Raw genomic sequence first — 16,248 nt, forward strand, 5'->3', positions numbered from 1 at the left:
TTACTACTCGCGATGATAAGGGTGGTTGTTATTCAAGCTCCAGCCTCGGTATAGGCTTTCTGCAACAATGATGCGCACTAGCGGGTGCGGTAGTGTCAGGTTTGATAATGACCACTTTTGCTCAGACGCTGCAATACACTCAGGTGCTAAGCCTTCTGGTCCACCAATCAATAAGCTAACATCGCGACCATCAAGCTGCCACTTTTCCATACTTTTTGCCAGCTGATGGGTATCCATTGGTTTACCGGTCACCTCTAGCGTTACAATGCGGTTACCTTTAGGGATAGCAGCTAGGGTCTTTTCGCCTTCAAGTTGTAAAATACGTTTGATATCCGCATTTTTACCACGTTTACCTGCGGGGATTTCAATTAGCTCAAGGGGCATATCACGTGGGAAGCGACGTTGATATTCTGTGAATCCGGTTTCAACCCATGCTGGCATTTTGGTGCCAACAGCAATCAATTGTATTTTCAAAATGGTTACCTATGTCCTTGCTAAGGGTTAGCCCCAAAGTTTCTCTAGATCATAGAAGTCGCGAGTTTGGTCTTGCATTACATGCACTACCACATCACCTAGGTCTACAAGCACCCATTCACCTTCGTTTTGGCCTTCGTAACCGAGAGGTTCTTCACCAGCATGGCGTGCTTCTTTAGCAACGTGATCAGCAATCGATTGTACATGGCGTTTTGAGTTACCTGAGCACACTAACATGTAATCAGTAATGTCAGACTTACCACGAACATCAAGCTGTACCACATCACGGGCTTTCATATCATCGACTTTATCAAGGGCAAATGCGAGTAGTTGTTTAGAATCCAAAGTGTTTTCTCAAAAATAAATAATCTTAATTTGTTATTTTATCACGCAGGCAGTATTTATTCATCTGTTTGGTAAAGATGATGCTGCGCAATGTATTGACTTACAGAGGTAGGTAAAAGTTCCGCTATATTATCATTTAAATGCAGCTTTTTTCTTATTTCGCTTGAGGCGGCATTAACTTGTATGCCATTTAAAAAGAATAACTTACCAGCAGGGGCTTGTTGTAGCTGGCTAAGTTGCTCTGTTAAGGCATGTGCCTTATAAGTGGCCAGTTCTCCAGCAACTTGGCAGTGTTGCCCCGGACGCTGGTACACCACAATATGACATAGTTTGACAATCTCTTGCCATTTAAACCATTTATCTAGGGTATTGAATGAGTCCATACCAATTAAAAACATAATCGGCGCTGCTGGGTTTTCTGCACGAAGCTCTTCTAAACTCAGCAAAGAATAAGACGCACCTTCTCGGTTTAGTTCGCGGTAATCAATAGCAAAATGCGGATTGTCGGCAATCGCAAGTTTTAGCATGTTAATGCGATGCTCATCACTAATTCCTGGCTTGGCTTTATGAGCAGGAATAGCACAAGGCATGAAGTAAAGGGTATCGAGTTGGCACTGCTGAACACACTGCTGGGCCATATTAATATGACCTAAGTGAATTGGATCAAAGGTGCCACCAAAAATAGCAATCATCAATTGTTACTCTTAGTCAAAGACCGGGTGGCAAGGTAAAGGTATCGCCACAGGTTGGCAAAACACTAAGCATATTTGCATTAATGCTTGGTAGGGGGCTACAAGGTTGCCTTGTTTATATGCGGCATCAAACTGAGCTAATTGCTTGGTAATTTGTTCGAGTACTTGGATGTTCAAGCGGTTTAAGGCCTGTTGTACAACAGCTTGTTGGTTTTTCCAAATATTATACTTTTTGTATAAATCAGCCATATTGGCACCATTCAAGCGCCCGTGTTGCATTGCCAGTAAGTTAGCGCCTTCTTTATTAATGGCCCAAAAAATACTCATGGCTTCAGTGTTATCGGCAGCCAGCTTAGTCATTACTTTAACTGCTTGTTCGGCGTGGCCATTTAATAAAGCATCACTCAAATCAAAAATATCAAACTTTGACTGGTTGAGTAGCCCTTGCATCACAGCTTGTTGGTCAATTAGCTCACTACCATAAAGCAAAGATAGCTTTTCTAACTCTTGATGACAGGCAAGTAAATTTCCTTCAGTGGCATCAATTAAGCTTTGTTTCGCGTTGTTATGAAGGTTTAAGTTTAAACGGTAGCATTGCTCATCTAACCAGCGGCTCAGGTGATTACCTGTTAATGGGTAACAAGGAACAAATAAGCCTTGCTTATCGAGGGCTTTAAACCAAGCACTGCGTTGAATATCTTGGCTGGCTTTGGCACCTTTTAAAACCAAAATAGTATCGGGATTAGCAAGCTCAACAAGCTGCTTAAAGATTTGACTGCCTTGCGTACCTGGTTTTTGCTCGTTTAAATCAAACTCAATTAAGGTACGAGCGCTGAACAGTGACATACTTTGGTATTGAGCAACAATTTCTTGCCAATCAAAACCCGGCATTAAAGTAAATTTGATTACCTCGTCAAAGCCTTGCTGTTTAGCTGCTTGACGAATTTGCATGATGCACTGAGCAATTTGGTAAGGCTCTTCACCAAAAACCATGTAAAAAGGCGCGAGGCCTTTTTTTAACTGGCTAGGAAGTTGGTTTGCATAACAACGCATTACAGTTGTGATAACTCACGAACAATACGACGACTCGCTTGCTTACGAATTTCGCCTAATAGCAAATCAAGCTCTTTTGCTTTTGCAAGAGCATTGTCTGGGTCGTCTTGGTAGTTACGATACAATTCAAAGCTTTGATTAATCGCTTTTTGTCCAGGGCGCTTGAGGGTATAGCTTACGCTATAGGCAAGTTCATATTCAGCAACCTGACCATTATCAAATAATGACAAGATTTGACGCTCTAAGCGGTCTTTGTGAATCTTTAACTCAGGGTGTTTACCAACTTGGTTAAGCTCAACTTTACTCGCAATCAGTTCTTTTTCGACTAATTCGAATAAGGCTGACTTTTCATCATCACCAACAAGGGTGAGTACTTTCAAGTCGTCAGGCAAGTTAGAGGCTTTCTTTAAGTGAAAGCCACAACTTGTCAGCAGTAAACAGACTAGCGCAAGGGCTAGTCCGTTTTTCAGTGCTTGAAGCGCTGCCATCTTAGTTAGCAACCACGTTAAGTAGTTTGCCAGGTACGTAAATTACTTTACGGATAGTCGCGCCTTCAGTGAACTTAGTCACGTTTTCTTCAGCAAATGCTAATGCTTCAACTTGCTCTTTGGTTGCATCAGCAGGCACTGTTAACTTAGCACGTAGCTTACCGTTAACTTGTACAATGATTAGCTTCTCATCTTCAACAAGTGCTGACTCATCAACTGTTGGCCATGCTGCATCTAAGATGTCGCCTTCTTTGCCAAGGTCTTGCCATAACTGGTGACACATGTGCGGTGTGATAGGCGCAAGCATGATAAGTAATGCTTCAAGTGCTTCGTTAGCAATTGCCACATCTTGTTTATCAGCAAGTGGTGCTTTAAGTAACTTGTTCGAGATTTCCATGATTGCAGCGATTGCAGTGTTGAATGTTTGACGACGTTCAACGTCATCAGTCACTTTTGCAATTGCTTTATGAAGTTCACGACGAAGAACTTTTTGGTCGTTGTTTAATGCTGATTTATCAAGCGCTTGGTAGCCTACTGTTTCTACATCAACAGCGTATTTCCAAATACGTTTTAAGAAACGCATTGCACCTTCAACACCTGAATCAGACCATTCAAGAGTTTGCTCTGGTGGTGCTGTAAACATCATGAATAAACGAACTGTATCTGCACCGTACTCGGCAATAACTTGTTGTGGGTCGATACCGTTGTTTTTCGATTTCGACATTTTGCTCATGCCCGCAGAGAATACCGGCTCGCCATCTTCTTTGTGCCATGCTTTAACAACACGACCTTTGTCGTCTGTTTCAGTTTGTACGTCTGTTGGTGAAATCCAGATATCACCGCCTTTCTCATCTTTACGATAGAAAGTATCAGCTAGTACCATGCCTTGACATAATAAGCGCTCAAATGGCTCATCTGAGTTTACTAAACCAAAGTCACGTAATAATTTGTGGAAGAAACGCGAGTAAAGTAAGTGCAAGATCGCATGCTCAATACCACCAATGTATTGGTTTACTGGTAACCAGTAATTGGCAGCACCTGGCTCGATCATGCCTTCGTCAAAACGTGGGCTACAGTAACGAGCGTAGTACCAAGACGATTCCATGAAGGTATCGAAGGTATCTGTTTCGTGGAATGCAGGCGCACCATTTACCGTTGTTTTAGCCCACTCAGGATCAGCTTTGATTGGTGAAGTCACACCATTCATAACGACGTCTTCTGGTAAGCGAACTGGTAGCATGTCTTCTGTTGCTGCAAGCTCATCACCATTTTCGTCGCTAAGCATTGGAATTGGAGAACCCCAGTAACGCTGACGGCTAACACCCCAGTCACGTAGACGGAAATTAACTTTACGCTCACCTACACCCAGCGCTTCTAGTTTGTCTGCAACGGCATTAAACGCTGCTTCAAACTCAAGACCATCGAACTCACCTGAGTTAACTAACACGCCTTTTTCTGTGTAAGCTTGATTGTCTAAATCAACCGTTTCTTCAGAGCCTGCAGCTGGTGCGATAACTTGGGCAATTTCAAGGCCATAAGCTGATGCGAACTCGTAGTCACGTTGGTCATGTGCAGGAACAGCCATAACTGCGCCTGAGCCGTAATCCATTAATACAAAGTTAGCAACCCAAATCGGTACTTGCTTACCTGTTAATGGGTGAATCGCATAAAAGCCAGTTGCAATGCCTTTTTTGTCCATGGTTGCCATGTCTGCTTCAGCGATTTTCGTGTTTTTACACTCATCAACAAACATAGCTACAGCATCGCTGTTTTTAGCGGCTTCTTGTGCAATTGGGTGACCGGCAGCAACTGCTACATACGTCACACCCATGAAGGTATCTGGGCGCGTTGTATAAACACTGAATGTATCTTCGTTATCAGCACGCTTAAATTCGATTTCTAAACCTTCAGAGCGACCAATCCAGTTGCGCTGCATGGTTTTAACTTGCTCAGGCCAGTGATCAAGTTTATCTAAATCGTCTAGTAGCTCTTGTGCGTAATCAGTGATTTTGATGAACCATTGTGGAATTTCTTTTTGCTCAACAATGGCACCTGAACGCCAACCACGACCATCAATAACTTGCTCGTTAGCAAGTACAGTTTGGTCAACTGGATCCCAGTTTACTGTTGACATCTTTTTGTATACTAAGCCTTTTTCGTAAAGCTTAGTGAAGAACCACTGTTCCCACTTGTAGTATTCTGGGTGACATGTTGCGATTTCACGATCCCAATCATAACCAAAGCCTAATTGCTTTAACTGGTCGCGCATGTAATCGATGTTTTCGTAAGTCCACTTAGCAGGGGCTGTGTTATTTTTGATTGCCGCATTTTCAGCAGGAAGACCAAACGCATCCCAACCCATAGGTTGCATTACGTTTTTGCCTTGCAAGCGTTGGAAGCGTGATACTACGTCACCAATGGTGTAGTTACGAACGTGACCCATGTGGAGTCGGCCGCTTGGGTATGGGAACATAGATAGGCAGTAATACTTTTCTTTGCTCTCATCTTCAGTGACTTTAAATACTTGGTTTTCTTCCCAGTAGGCTTGTACTTTTGACTCAATGTCTTGCGGGTTATATTGCTCTTGCATCTACGATTCCAGACTTCTTGCAAATTAATAAAAAATTGTCGATAAGGATAACCCAAAATACATGCTAATCACAGCGGCAAATAGGCGCTTTTGTTAATTTTCCAATGAAATATATTTTCAGGGCAGGTTAACCTATACTCAACTAGAATAACGGTTGATTTTTCATCATTTTTGAAGGAGTAAACGATGGCAGATTATAAATCTTGGCTTAGCGATTTAAGTGCATGGCTTAAAGACGTAAAAGATCATGAGCTAAAAGATGCAATGGAAAAATTTGTTGAGTCAGAGCAGGCACTTAAAGACTTAGGGCAAGAAAAGCTCAATCAGTATCGTGACTATCTACAACGCGATATCGACCACATTAAAGAAAACGACAGCCACTATGATTCACTCGCATGGCTAGAGCTTAAAGAATCGCTTTGGTATGAGTTATCGCACATTGAAGATAAAACCCAGCTCGAATGGCAAGCCTTAAACCAAGATTTTCAACATAATGGTGTTTATCAAGAGGGAGAATGGATAGCCATGGGCACATTAGTATGTAAAAATTGTCAGCATAGTTACGATGTTTACCATGCTACGCAAATTACTCCTTGTACTGAATGTGGCGGTATTTATTTTCGCCGTAAGGCATTACAACCTTAATCAGTGACGCAGGCTTGTGCTGGGCGTTACCTATAATGCCCAGTCAAGACTGGGAAATAAGAAGTTAGAATGACAAAAAAACTAATCCCTCTACCTATTTCTGCGTTAGCGCCTAAGATTGCCGCAAGTCATGTTGCAACTTGTATGCAAAACCCATATCCAGAAGCGTTGCCATTTATTGGTCAACAACGTGCACAAAGTGCCCTCGACTTTTCACTCGGAATGGAATTACCGGGTTACAATGTTTATGTGATGGGTGAAGCGGCTCACGGTCGTTACACCTTAGTAAAAGACAAACTCACAGCCCATTCAAAAGACCGCCCAACGCCTAATGAGTGGTTGTATGTTAACAACTATGATGACCACCGCGAGCCAATCGCGTTATTTATGCAAGCAGGTCAATCAAAGCAATTAGCTGACGATATAGATTCATTTATCGACGAAGTACTCGATACATTCCCAGCGGCTTTTGATAACCCAGGTTATCAACGCAAGAAAAAGTCAATCGATCGTGAATTCACCGATACTTACGATGCGGCAATTACTGCTGTTGAAATTGCAGCTCTTGAACAAAGTGTGGCACTGATTGAAGAAAATGGCGTTGTTGGGTTTGCGCCTTTAGTGAATGGTAAACAACTGAGCGACAGTGAATTTGCTGCTCTTGATGAGCCACTGCGTATCGAATTTTATGAGGTTATCGAAAAGCTTGAAGATGCGTTAATCGAAGCGCTGATTGAGCTTCCTCGTTGGAAACGAGAGTCATCTGAAAAGCTACGTAACCTTAAAAAATCAACTGCTGAGCTTGCCACTAAGCCACTCATTAAAGCCCTTGAACATAAATACGCGACACACATCGGTGTATTACGTTATTTAAAAGATATTCGTGAAGAAATCATTGATGCGGTACTTGAATGGCTCGACGATGATGAAAACGACGAAAACAAAGAAGACTTTGACCGTAAAGGGATGCTCACAGACTTCTTTGCGCCAAATATTCTAGTCGAATACAAAGAGGGCGATGCAGCCCCTGTGGTGTATGAGCCAAACCCGACCTTTGGCAATATTTTCGGCAAAATTGAATATGCGACTTCGCAAGGCTCGCTTATCACCAGTTACCGCTCAATTCAGCCAGGTGCACTGCATCGTGCTAATGGTGGCTATTTGATTATGGATGCCGAGAAAGTCATGGCGAACCCACAAGTGTGGGATGGCCTTAAGCTTTCTCTAAAAACGCATCAAATTAAAAACGACTTACCCTATCAAGACAGCTCTGTGGGAAGTAGCTTTACGTTACGTCCGCAGCTTATTCCTCTTGATGTAAAAATAGTGCTGCTAGGCTCTCGGGACCTTTATTACACCATTGGTGAATATGACGAAGAGTTTGCAGAGTTGTTCCGTGTCCTTGCTGACTTTGATTATTACTTGCCAAGTAGCGATAAACTGCAATATCAGTTCATTACCAAGGTGACTGAATATTGTCAGCAAACACTCAATTGCACCGTAAATGAAGCGGCTATGGCGAGGTTATTAAAGTTTAGTTATCGCCAAGCTGAGCACCATAACAAGCTCTCAGCTCGCTTTGCAGATGTATTAGAGTTAGTGGCAGAAGCCAGTTTTTATGCCAAACAAGATGGCCAAACCGTGATTGATGCTCATCACATAGATGAAGCCATTGTTGGTAAGCAATACCGCACAGGGCAAATTTCTGAAACCATGCTGAGTGATATCAAAGAGGGGCAAATTTTAATTGCAACCGAAGGTCACGCAGTGGGCAAAGTAAATGGCTTAACTGTGCTACATATTGGCGATACTTCATTTGGTACACCTGCACGCATAACAGCCACTGTATACGCAGGTGCAGATGGCGTAATTGACGTTGAACGTGAAGCCGAGCTGGGTAAAGCCATTCACTCAAAAGGGGTGATGCTATTAACTGGTTACTTAGGTAATAAGTATGCTCAGCAATTTAGCCTAACGCTCAGTGCCAATATCGCAATAGAGCAAAGCTATGGCTACATCGACGGTGATAGCGCCTCATTAGCAGAGCTGTGCGCGCTTATATCAGCCATTACAAACTTACCTATTAGCCAATCTATTGCACTGACAGGTTCAATTAACCAGCATGGTGATGTGCAATCAATTGGTGGCGTAAACGAGAAAATAGAAGGTTTCTTCAAACTTTGCAAAATGCGTGGCTTAACCGGTGAGCAAGGGGTGATTATTCCTAAATCAAACCAAGTTAATTTAGTGCTTGATGACGAAGTACTCGATGCCGTTGAAAAAGGGCGCTTTAATATTTATGCCGTTGAAACGGTTGATCAAGCACTGAGCTTATTAATGGATAAAGACGCAGGTGAAATGACCGCAGAAGTTTACCCTGAAGGCTCTATAAACGCGCTAGCCTTAGCAAGGCTTGCCAATATTGCAGATATCGTAAATGGCGACAATGATGATGAGAAGGACGCAGAATGATTAATTTAATACTTTTACTGATCATTGGTATTTTTTGTTTTTTAATCTTTAAAAATAGTAAAAAGGCGAAGCTACAAGCCCTTGAAAATGAAAAACTCGCCGCGGACTTTTTAGCGAATAACAGTAAAGCCGACGATGTTCATGAAACCACATCTGGGCTGCAATACAAAATTGAGCAAAGTTCAGGGAATGACACAAAGCCAAGTGCAACCAGTAAAGTAAAGGTTCACTATCATGGCACGCTTATGGATGGCAGTGTTTTTGACAGTTCAGTGGTAAGAAATTCGCCAATTAGCTTTGGTTTAAATCAAGTCATTGCAGGTTGGACCGAAGGATTACAGCTAATGAACGAAGGGGATAAGTTTACCTTTTATATCCCGCCTCAGCTTGCTTACGGCCGTAAACGCGTCGGCAGCATTCCAGCAGGTTCGCTACTTATATTTGATGTAGAGTTGATTAAGATAGAATCTTAAAATGTTAAAAAGGCTTCATCATGAAGCCTTTTTTAATAGTTATTTCTTAACCCTTACAAATACACCCACAGCACTCAGTAATATCACTACTGCCCACACTGGCCAATTGCCGTATTGGCTATAAATACTATCGCCTTTAATCAAAGTGATATTGGCCTCAAGTACATCAGCTTTAAATTGTGGCATAGCTAATTGTGATTTAGCGATAGGGTCGTAAACGGCGCTAATACCATTATTAGTAACACGAATTAGTGGGCGCTGTAACTCTAGGGCGCGCATACGCGCTATTTGCATATGTTGATGCGGGCCATGGGAGTCACCGAACCATGCATCGTTACTCACCGTGAATAAAATGTCAGAGTCACTGCGATAATTACCACGAACCAACTCAGAAAAAGCAATTTCATAGCAAATAGCCGGTAAAATATTTAAACCATTTGCGCGTAAATTGTTTTGTACTTCATCACCACGGGTAAAGGAGGACATAGGTAAATCAAACAGTGGAGCAATTGGGCGCAAGAAGTCCTGAAACGGCACAAATTCACCAATAGGTAATAACTGATGCTTTTGATAGCGATTTTTACCTAAATATTGATAGTGGCCTTCACTGTCATTGTGTTCTTTTTTACCAAGCACTATTAAGGTATTAAAAATGTTACGCGTGTCGTATTGGTAATCAACGATACCGGTAATAAGTGCGGTGTCATTAAACGTTGCTGCACTATCAAGGCCTGTTAAATACTCGGTTGATAAAGCTTCAAGCTCCGGCACCGCAGCTTCTGGCCAGACAATCAAATCAGCATTCCAATGCAGGCGAGTCATATCCTGGTATTTGCTCATAGTCGTCCAAAACTCAGACGGCTCAAAGCGAAGATGCTGTTTAATATTACCCTGCACTAGTACAGTCTTAATGGTTTTGTCTTGGTAGTGTAGCTGGCTGCTGCTTGCAATCGTATATAAGCCAGCTAATAGGGCTACAGAGGCGATAAGAGGTTTACCATCTTTATTTGCTAGGCGATATAAAGCAAACGCAATTAACATACATACAAGCGTAATCCCAAACTCACCAATCACTGGGGCTAAAAAATTAAGTGGGCTGTCTGTTTGCGTGTAACCAAAACTCAGCCACGGAAAGCCTGCTAACAATGTGCCACGTAAGTATTCTGTGGTTGCGATAGCGGCGAGTAACCAACATATAAAGCTATATGGGCCTGTAGCAAGGCGTGTTGCCAGCCAAGTAGCTAATGCAGGATAAAGGGCTAAATAAGCACAAAGCAACACCATTAACGAAAGTGATGCGATTAATGGCATGCCACCAAAGGTCGCTATTGATACATGCACCCAGCTTATACCTGCACCAAACCAACCTAAACCAAATATAAAGCCATATTTAGCACTTTGTTTAGCGGCTAATTTACCGTTTGCGAGAGGGTTAATGCAGTAGAGTAGAGCACCAAGGGAAAGAAAAGTTATAAACCATAGGTTATAGGGTGCGTAACTTAAGGTTAAAAAGAGGCCCGCAACAAGTGCGAGCCAGGCTTTTTTATCTTTTGCAAGGTGACTTAGGTTAGTTAGCAGTTTCTTCACTGTCGTTATCATCAGCCTTTGGAATGGTGACTTGCAATTGTAAGATACGGCGGTTATCTGCGTTAGTGACTTTAAATTGTAAGCCTTCTACCTCAATTGTTTCACCACGGCTTGGCATATGGCCAAATGCATGTAAAACAATACCACCTATGGTGTCAGCATCTGAGGTGCTGTAACCAGTTTTAAAATACTCATTAAAGTCATCAACTTCAGTCAGCGCCTGCACAGCGTAAACGTGTTTTGCAACTTGGCGAATATCTTGTAGGTCTTCACTTTCATCGTGCTCATCTTCGATTTCACCAACGATGATTTCAAGGATATCTTCGATAGTGACAAGACCAGACACACCACCATACTCATCAATAACAATCGCCATGTGGTAACGTTGTTGACGGAACTCATTAAGCAGCGTGTCTACACGTTTACTTTCAGGCACTACAACTGCAGGACGCAAATATTCACGTAAAGAAGGCAGTTGCTCATCTTTGTTGATGATCAGTGGTAATAAATCTTTTGCTAATAAAATACCTTCAACATGGTCTTTGTCTTCACATACCACAGGAAAACGTGAATGTGTTGAATCAACCATCATAGGTAATAGCTCTTCTAATGGTGTATCAACCTCTAAGGTTACCATTTGCGAGCGTGGGATCATGATGTCCCGCACTTTTAGCTCTGATACACCTAGCACCCCTTCAATCATATCCTTGGTTTCAGGGTCGATAAGGTCGCGTTCTTGCGCATCGGCAATTACTTCTACCAGCTCTTCTCTATTCTGGGGTTCCCCTTGCAACATTTGGGCTATGCGGCCCAGCCACGTTTTGCCAGAAGAACCCTGGCTAGTTTGCGAGTTGTCGTCGCTCATTGCGTCTAATTGCTCCGTTAATTTAAATATCGTCTCGATATGGGTCAGCGATGTTCAGATCGGCAAGTAATTGCTTTTCTATGCTTTCCATTTCAAGTGCATCTTCGTCCTTTATATGGTCAAATCCAAGTAAATGCAAGCATCCATGGATAACCATATGGGCAAAATGGTCGTGAAAGGTTTTTTCTTGCTCAATTGATTCGGCTAAAACAATAGCCGGACAAATGATTAAATCACCTACTAAAGGTAACTCAATGCCCGGTGGTGCTTCAAATGGAAAAGATAAGACATTAGTCGGTTTATCTTTGCCGCGGTAATCATTGTTGAGCTGCTGGCTTTGTGCTTCATCGCTGATCACTATAGTCAGCTCTGCATCTTCACGGTAGTTGCTAAGGGCTTTGTCAGCCCATAGCTGGAATTGTTCAAAGCTTGGTAAGTCGTCAAACTCACAGGCTATTTGTAAATCTAATTCTGTCACGAGTTTGCTTCTTGTTGGTTTGCTTGTGCTTCTTTCGCACGTTGCTTCTCTGCACGTTTTAAACGTTCTGCTTCATCGTTACGCTCATAAGCTTCAACGATACGAGCAACAACCGGGTGGCGAACCACATCGTGTGATTGGAAGAAGTTAAAGCTAATTTCATCGACACCGTTTAATACTTCGATTGCATGACGTAGGCCTGAGCGGGCACCACGCGGTAAATCGACTTGTGTGATATCACCCGTGATCACCGCTTTTGAATTAAAACCAATACGAGTTAAGAACATTTTCATTTGTTCTGCTGTGGTATTTTGGCTTTCATCGAGAATAATAAACGCGTCATTAAGCGTACGACCACGCATGTAGGCAAGGGGCGCGACTTCAATCACGTTTTTCTCTATTAACTTTTCTACACGCTCAAAACCCAGCATTTCAAATAATGCATCGTATAGAGGGCGTAAATACGGGTCGATTTTTTGGCTTAAGTCACCCGGTAAAAAGCCTAGTTTTTCACCAGCTTCAACCGCAGGACGAGTTAATAAAATACGGCGAATTTCTTGACGCTCTAAGGCATCAACAGCTGCAGCAACCGCTAAATAAGTTTTACCTGTACCGGCTGGGCCAATACCAAAGGTAATATCGTGGTGCAAAATATTTGCAACATACACGCCTTGATTATCATTGCGCGGTTTAATAACGCCACGGCGAGTTTTAATCACCATGTCTTTGCCATATACACCTGGGTTTTCATCTTGCTCTAGCGCATTTGATTCGCTAATTGCCAAGTGTACGGCTTCAGGTTCAATCTCGCCAATCAGGCCGCGAATAGGTTGAGTTTCAATATAGAGGTTTTTTAGTATCTCAACAGCCGCTGCTGCAAGGTGCAGTTTACCAGTTACTCTGAAGAAATTATCACGGTGTGCAATCTCAACACCAAGGCGGCGTTCAATTTGCTTAATGTTTTCGTCAAACGGACCACATAAAGATGAAAGGCGTTTGTTGTCGGCGGGTTCTAAATAAATCTCTAATGTTTTTAACTGATTACTCAAAATTGCTTCCTATTGATGGGTGCAGGCTGTGCCTGCACCAAGTGTCACCCTAAGGTACGAAAGTAGCAACGCCAATTTCGTTAGGGGCCGCAGCGGCCTCAGCTTCAGCAGCTTTACTTAAAATAGCTGAAGGTGCCACATCACGGCGTAAGTTCATTTCTGATTCTGTACGAATTAGTTCACCACGTAAAGAGTTTGGTAATGCTTCTGTAATACGTACATCAACGAATTGACCGATCACTGAGTGAGGGCCTTCAAAGTTAACCACTCGGTTGTTCTCAGTACGGCCACGTAATTCCATTGGGTTCTTCTTAGAAGGACCTTCAACTAGGATACGCTGTTCGGTATCAAACATTTGGCGGCTGATTTGCTGCGCCATTTGCGTGATACGGTTTTGCAGAATGTATAAACGTTCTTTTTTCTCTTGCTCTGTTACGTCATCTGGTAAATCAGCAGCAGGCGTACCAGGGCGCGCACTGTAGATGAAGCTAAAGCTCATATCAAAACCAATATCATTGATAAGGTTCATAGTTGCTTCAAAGTCCGCTTTACTTTCGCCAGGGAAACCAATGATGAAGTCTGAAGACATGCTTAAGTTAGGGCGAATTTTACGTAACTTACGAATCGTAGATTTGTACTCGAGTGCAGTATGACCACGTTTCATAAGGTTAAGAACACGGTCTGAACCACTTTGCACTGGTAAGTGTAGGTGGTCAACAAGCTCAGGTACGTCTGCGTACGCATCAATGATATCTGGCGTAAATTCTACAGGGTGCGATGTGGTATAACGAATGCGGTCAATACCGTCAATCGCAGCGACATAACGTAATAGATCAGAGAAGTAACAAATTTCACCGTCGTGAGTTTCACCACGATACGCATTTACGTTTTGACCAAGTAGGTTTACTTCGCGAACACCTTGCTCTGCAAGTTGGGCAACTTCAAGTAAGACGTCATCAAGTGGGCGGCTTACTTCTTCACCACGTGTATAAGGAACTACGCAGAATGTACAGTATTTAGAACAACCTTCCATAATTGATACAAACGCAGTAGGGCCTTCCGCTTTTGGCTCTGGTAAACGGTCGAACTTTTCAATCTCAGGGAATGAAACGTCAACTACCGAGCTGCTGTCGCCACTTTGCACTTGCTTAATCATTTCAGGTAAGCGGTGTAATGTTTGCGGGCCAAAGATTACATCAACAAACGGCGCACGTTGACGAATTGAGTCACCTTCTTGCGATGCAACACAGCCACCAACACCAATGATTAACTCTGGTTTGTCATCTTTTAATAGTTTCCAACGGCCAAGCTGATGGAATACTTTCTCTTGTGCCTTTTCACGGATTGAACAGGTATTGAGTAAGATCACGTCAGCGTCTTCAGCTTCTTCAGTTAACTGATAGCCGTTAGTCGCATCTAGTAGATCAGCCATTTTCTGAGAGTCGTACTCGTTCATCTGACAACCCCAGGTTTTAATATGCAGCTTTTTACTCATTGAAATATAGCCTCGTTTTCAATTCGGTAGTGACACAAAAATGTGTTAGAAACAGGATTAAGTGGCAAGTATGCCGACTTAAAGGACGCGTATTTTAGCTGGATACCCGCACAGATCCAAGTATAGTTTTTATCTTTGTGGTGTGAAATCAAACAAGTCACTGTTTTGAAATTCATAAGCAGTAAATGCACTGACACGCAATATTGAATTACGTTACAATTTATCTCGTATTTAAATAGCCAAATGAGCGAATATTAAATGAATAAAAATAAGGTAATTGTTGTCGGTGGCGGCATGGTAGGTGCTGCTACTGCTGTAAAACTGGCTAAGCAGGGTAGGGATGTCACCGTTATTGAAAAGCACCTTATCGATGCTGATCACATTTTAAGCTCAGATAAGGTTGATATTCGCATTTCGGCTATTAATCGTTTTTCAGAGAATTTACTCGATGAGCTTGGTGCAATGCCATTACTAAGACAAAATCGTATCGCACCTTATCAACAATTAGAGGCCTACCAGCAACAAGGCGAAAATTTATTGTTTGATAGCCATGAGATTGGCGAAACGCATTTAGGTCATTTAATCGAAAATAATTTAATTCAAGCAAGTCTCTGGCAGCAATTCGCCAAGTACAACATCGAAGAGATAGAGCAGTTATCAGCCATTACGGATATTACTCAAACGGCTGATTCAATCACCTTACATTATGGCGATACTCAATATAGCGCTGATTTAGTTGTTGCTGCAGATGGTGGACAGTCACAATTGCGAACTAAAGCTGGTTTAGGTGTAACAGGTTGGCAATATGGCCAGCATTGCATGGGCGTGTTAATCAAATTAGATGCCCCACAGCAGGTAAAAACGTGGCAACAATTTACACCAACCGGGCCTGTGGCGTTTTTACCAATGCAGGCGCCTTATGCTAATTTAATTTGTTATCACGATGCTGCGGTTTTAAAGCAGTGGCAAAAATTGTCGAATGAGCAACTTAAAGCAAAACTCATTGACCATTTTCCTGAACTACCGGGCGACTTTGAATTACTTGAGCATGCTGTTTTTCCACTTGCACGCCAACATGCCAATGATTACTCGCACGGACGTTTAGTTTTAGTGGGTGATTCGGCGCACACAATTAACCCGCTTGCTGGGCAAGGTGTAAACCTAGGCTTTCAAGATGTTGTAGCACTGGCAGATATTTTGGCAGATCAACCTGATGTTGGTCAGCAAGCGTTATTAAAACGCTACGAGAAAAAACGCCGCCACGCTAATTTACTAATGATGAGCATGATGGATGCATGTTATTTTGGTTTTTCAAACGAGATTAAACCACTGAGCTGGGTGCGCAGTAAGTTTTTAAAGCTTGCTAATAACACAGGCCCTGCAAAGAACTGGGTTTTAAAGTATGCGATTAGCGGGACATTAAGTTAATCGTAAAAAAATTAATCGTACAAAAGACAAAGAAGCGGGGTAATGAAAATTAGCCCGTTTTTTTTGCTAAAAATTACCGAATATACTTTGGAGAAACTTGAAACTTGAAACTTG

Annotated in this window: 15 protein-coding genes; 4 read left to right on the forward strand and 11 right to left on the reverse strand. The window is 42.4% G+C overall.

From position 1 onward, the window contains the following. Positions 1-3 precede the first annotated feature (3 nt). Genes rlmH through leuS form a run of 6 tightly spaced genes read right to left on the reverse strand, consistent with a single transcriptional unit; the run spans position 4 to position 5,642 of the window. Positions 4-474, reverse strand: a complete 471-nt coding sequence (rlmH, locus tag HUS62_RS07095; protein WP_036967350.1) for a 23S rRNA (pseudouridine(1915)-N(3))-methyltransferase RlmH — start codon at positions 472-474, stop codon at positions 4-6. A 27-nt stretch (positions 475-501) separates the two neighbouring features. Next, the gene (gene rsfS, locus HUS62_RS07100) at positions 502-819 is read right to left on the reverse strand and encodes a ribosome silencing factor (protein WP_054551669.1); all 318 of its coding nucleotides are present in this window, start codon (positions 817-819) and stop codon (positions 502-504) included. Between the two features lie 56 nt (positions 820-875). Next, the gene (nadD, locus tag HUS62_RS07105; RefSeq protein ID WP_175079003.1) at positions 876-1,511 is read right to left on the reverse strand and encodes a nicotinate-nucleotide adenylyltransferase; all 636 of its coding nucleotides are present in this window, start codon (positions 1,509-1,511) and stop codon (positions 876-878) included. A gap of 12 nt (positions 1,512-1,523) precedes the next feature. Beyond that, on the reverse strand, positions 1,524-2,564 hold the full coding sequence (holA, locus tag HUS62_RS07110; RefSeq protein ID WP_175079004.1) for a DNA polymerase III subunit delta: 1,041 nt from the start codon (positions 2,562-2,564) through the stop codon (positions 1,524-1,526). Beyond that, positions 2,564-3,052 (reverse strand): LPS assembly lipoprotein LptE, encoded by a 489-nt coding sequence (lptE, locus tag HUS62_RS07115; RefSeq protein ID WP_054561826.1) that lies wholly within the window; start codon positions 3,050-3,052, stop codon positions 2,564-2,566. Before lptE ends, holA begins: the two co-directional genes overlap by 1 nt. Before the next feature lies 1 nt (position 3,053). Next, positions 3,054-5,642, reverse strand: coding sequence for a leucine--tRNA ligase (leuS, locus tag HUS62_RS07120; protein ID WP_175079005.1), 2,589 nt, complete (start codon positions 5,640-5,642; stop codon positions 3,054-3,056). 186 nt (positions 5,643-5,828) lie between these two features. On the opposite strand from leuS, the gene HUS62_RS07125 reads away from it, so the two are divergent. The 3 genes from HUS62_RS07125 (at position 5,829) to HUS62_RS07135 (ending at position 9,232) form a co-directional block, all read left to right on the forward strand. Then, complete coding sequence (locus tag HUS62_RS07125) at positions 5,829-6,287, forward strand: zinc ribbon-containing protein (protein ID WP_054551664.1); 459 nt, start codon at positions 5,829-5,831, stop codon at positions 6,285-6,287. Between the two features lie 69 nt (positions 6,288-6,356). After that, positions 6,357-8,759 carry a Lon protease family protein gene (locus tag HUS62_RS07130; protein ID WP_175079006.1) on the forward strand — a complete coding sequence of 801 codons (2,403 nt, stop codon included), beginning with the start codon at positions 6,357-6,359 and terminating at the stop codon, positions 8,757-8,759. Then, entirely contained in the window at positions 8,756-9,232 is a 477-nt protein-coding gene (locus HUS62_RS07135) for an FKBP-type peptidyl-prolyl cis-trans isomerase (protein WP_175079007.1), read from the forward strand. The genes HUS62_RS07130 and HUS62_RS07135 overlap by 4 nt, the downstream gene beginning before the upstream one ends. A gap of 39 nt (positions 9,233-9,271) precedes the next feature. On the opposite strand, the gene lnt is transcribed toward HUS62_RS07135, so the two are convergent. From lnt to miaB, 5 genes are read right to left on the reverse strand one after another with little or no spacing between them, the layout of a single operon-like run. Then, complete coding sequence (gene lnt / locus HUS62_RS07140) at positions 9,272-10,819, reverse strand: apolipoprotein N-acyltransferase (RefSeq protein ID WP_175079008.1); 1,548 nt, start codon at positions 10,817-10,819, stop codon at positions 9,272-9,274. Further along, entirely contained in the window at positions 10,800-11,684 is an 885-nt protein-coding gene (gene corC, locus HUS62_RS07145; RefSeq protein ID WP_054551660.1) for a CNNM family magnesium/cobalt transport protein CorC, read from the reverse strand. Before corC ends, lnt begins: the two co-directional genes overlap by 20 nt. Before the next feature lie 22 nt (positions 11,685-11,706). Then, positions 11,707-12,162 (reverse strand): rRNA maturation RNase YbeY, encoded by a 456-nt coding sequence (ybeY, locus tag HUS62_RS07150; protein ID WP_054551659.1) that lies wholly within the window; start codon positions 12,160-12,162, stop codon positions 11,707-11,709. Continuing rightward, positions 12,159-13,211: a PhoH family protein gene (locus HUS62_RS07155; protein WP_054551658.1), complete on the reverse strand. Its 1,053-nt coding sequence runs from the start codon at positions 13,209-13,211 to the stop codon at positions 12,159-12,161. The genes ybeY and HUS62_RS07155 overlap by 4 nt, the downstream gene beginning before the upstream one ends. A gap of 49 nt (positions 13,212-13,260) precedes the next feature. Beyond that, positions 13,261-14,706 (reverse strand): tRNA (N6-isopentenyl adenosine(37)-C2)-methylthiotransferase MiaB, encoded by a 1,446-nt coding sequence (gene miaB, locus HUS62_RS07160; protein WP_138602619.1) that lies wholly within the window; start codon positions 14,704-14,706, stop codon positions 13,261-13,263. Positions 14,707-14,964: 258 nt separating this feature from the next. Between miaB and HUS62_RS07165 the strand changes: the two genes are divergently transcribed. Further along, a complete protein-coding gene (locus tag HUS62_RS07165) occupies positions 14,965-16,134 on the forward strand; it encodes an FAD-dependent oxidoreductase (RefSeq protein WP_175079009.1) in 1,170 nt (389 codons plus the stop codon). The last annotated feature ends 114 nt before the right edge of the window (positions 16,135-16,248 follow it).

The sequence above is a fragment of the Pseudoalteromonas sp. 0303 genome, from assembly GCF_013349995.1.
Lineage (GTDB): Bacteria > Pseudomonadota > Gammaproteobacteria > Enterobacterales > Alteromonadaceae > Pseudoalteromonas.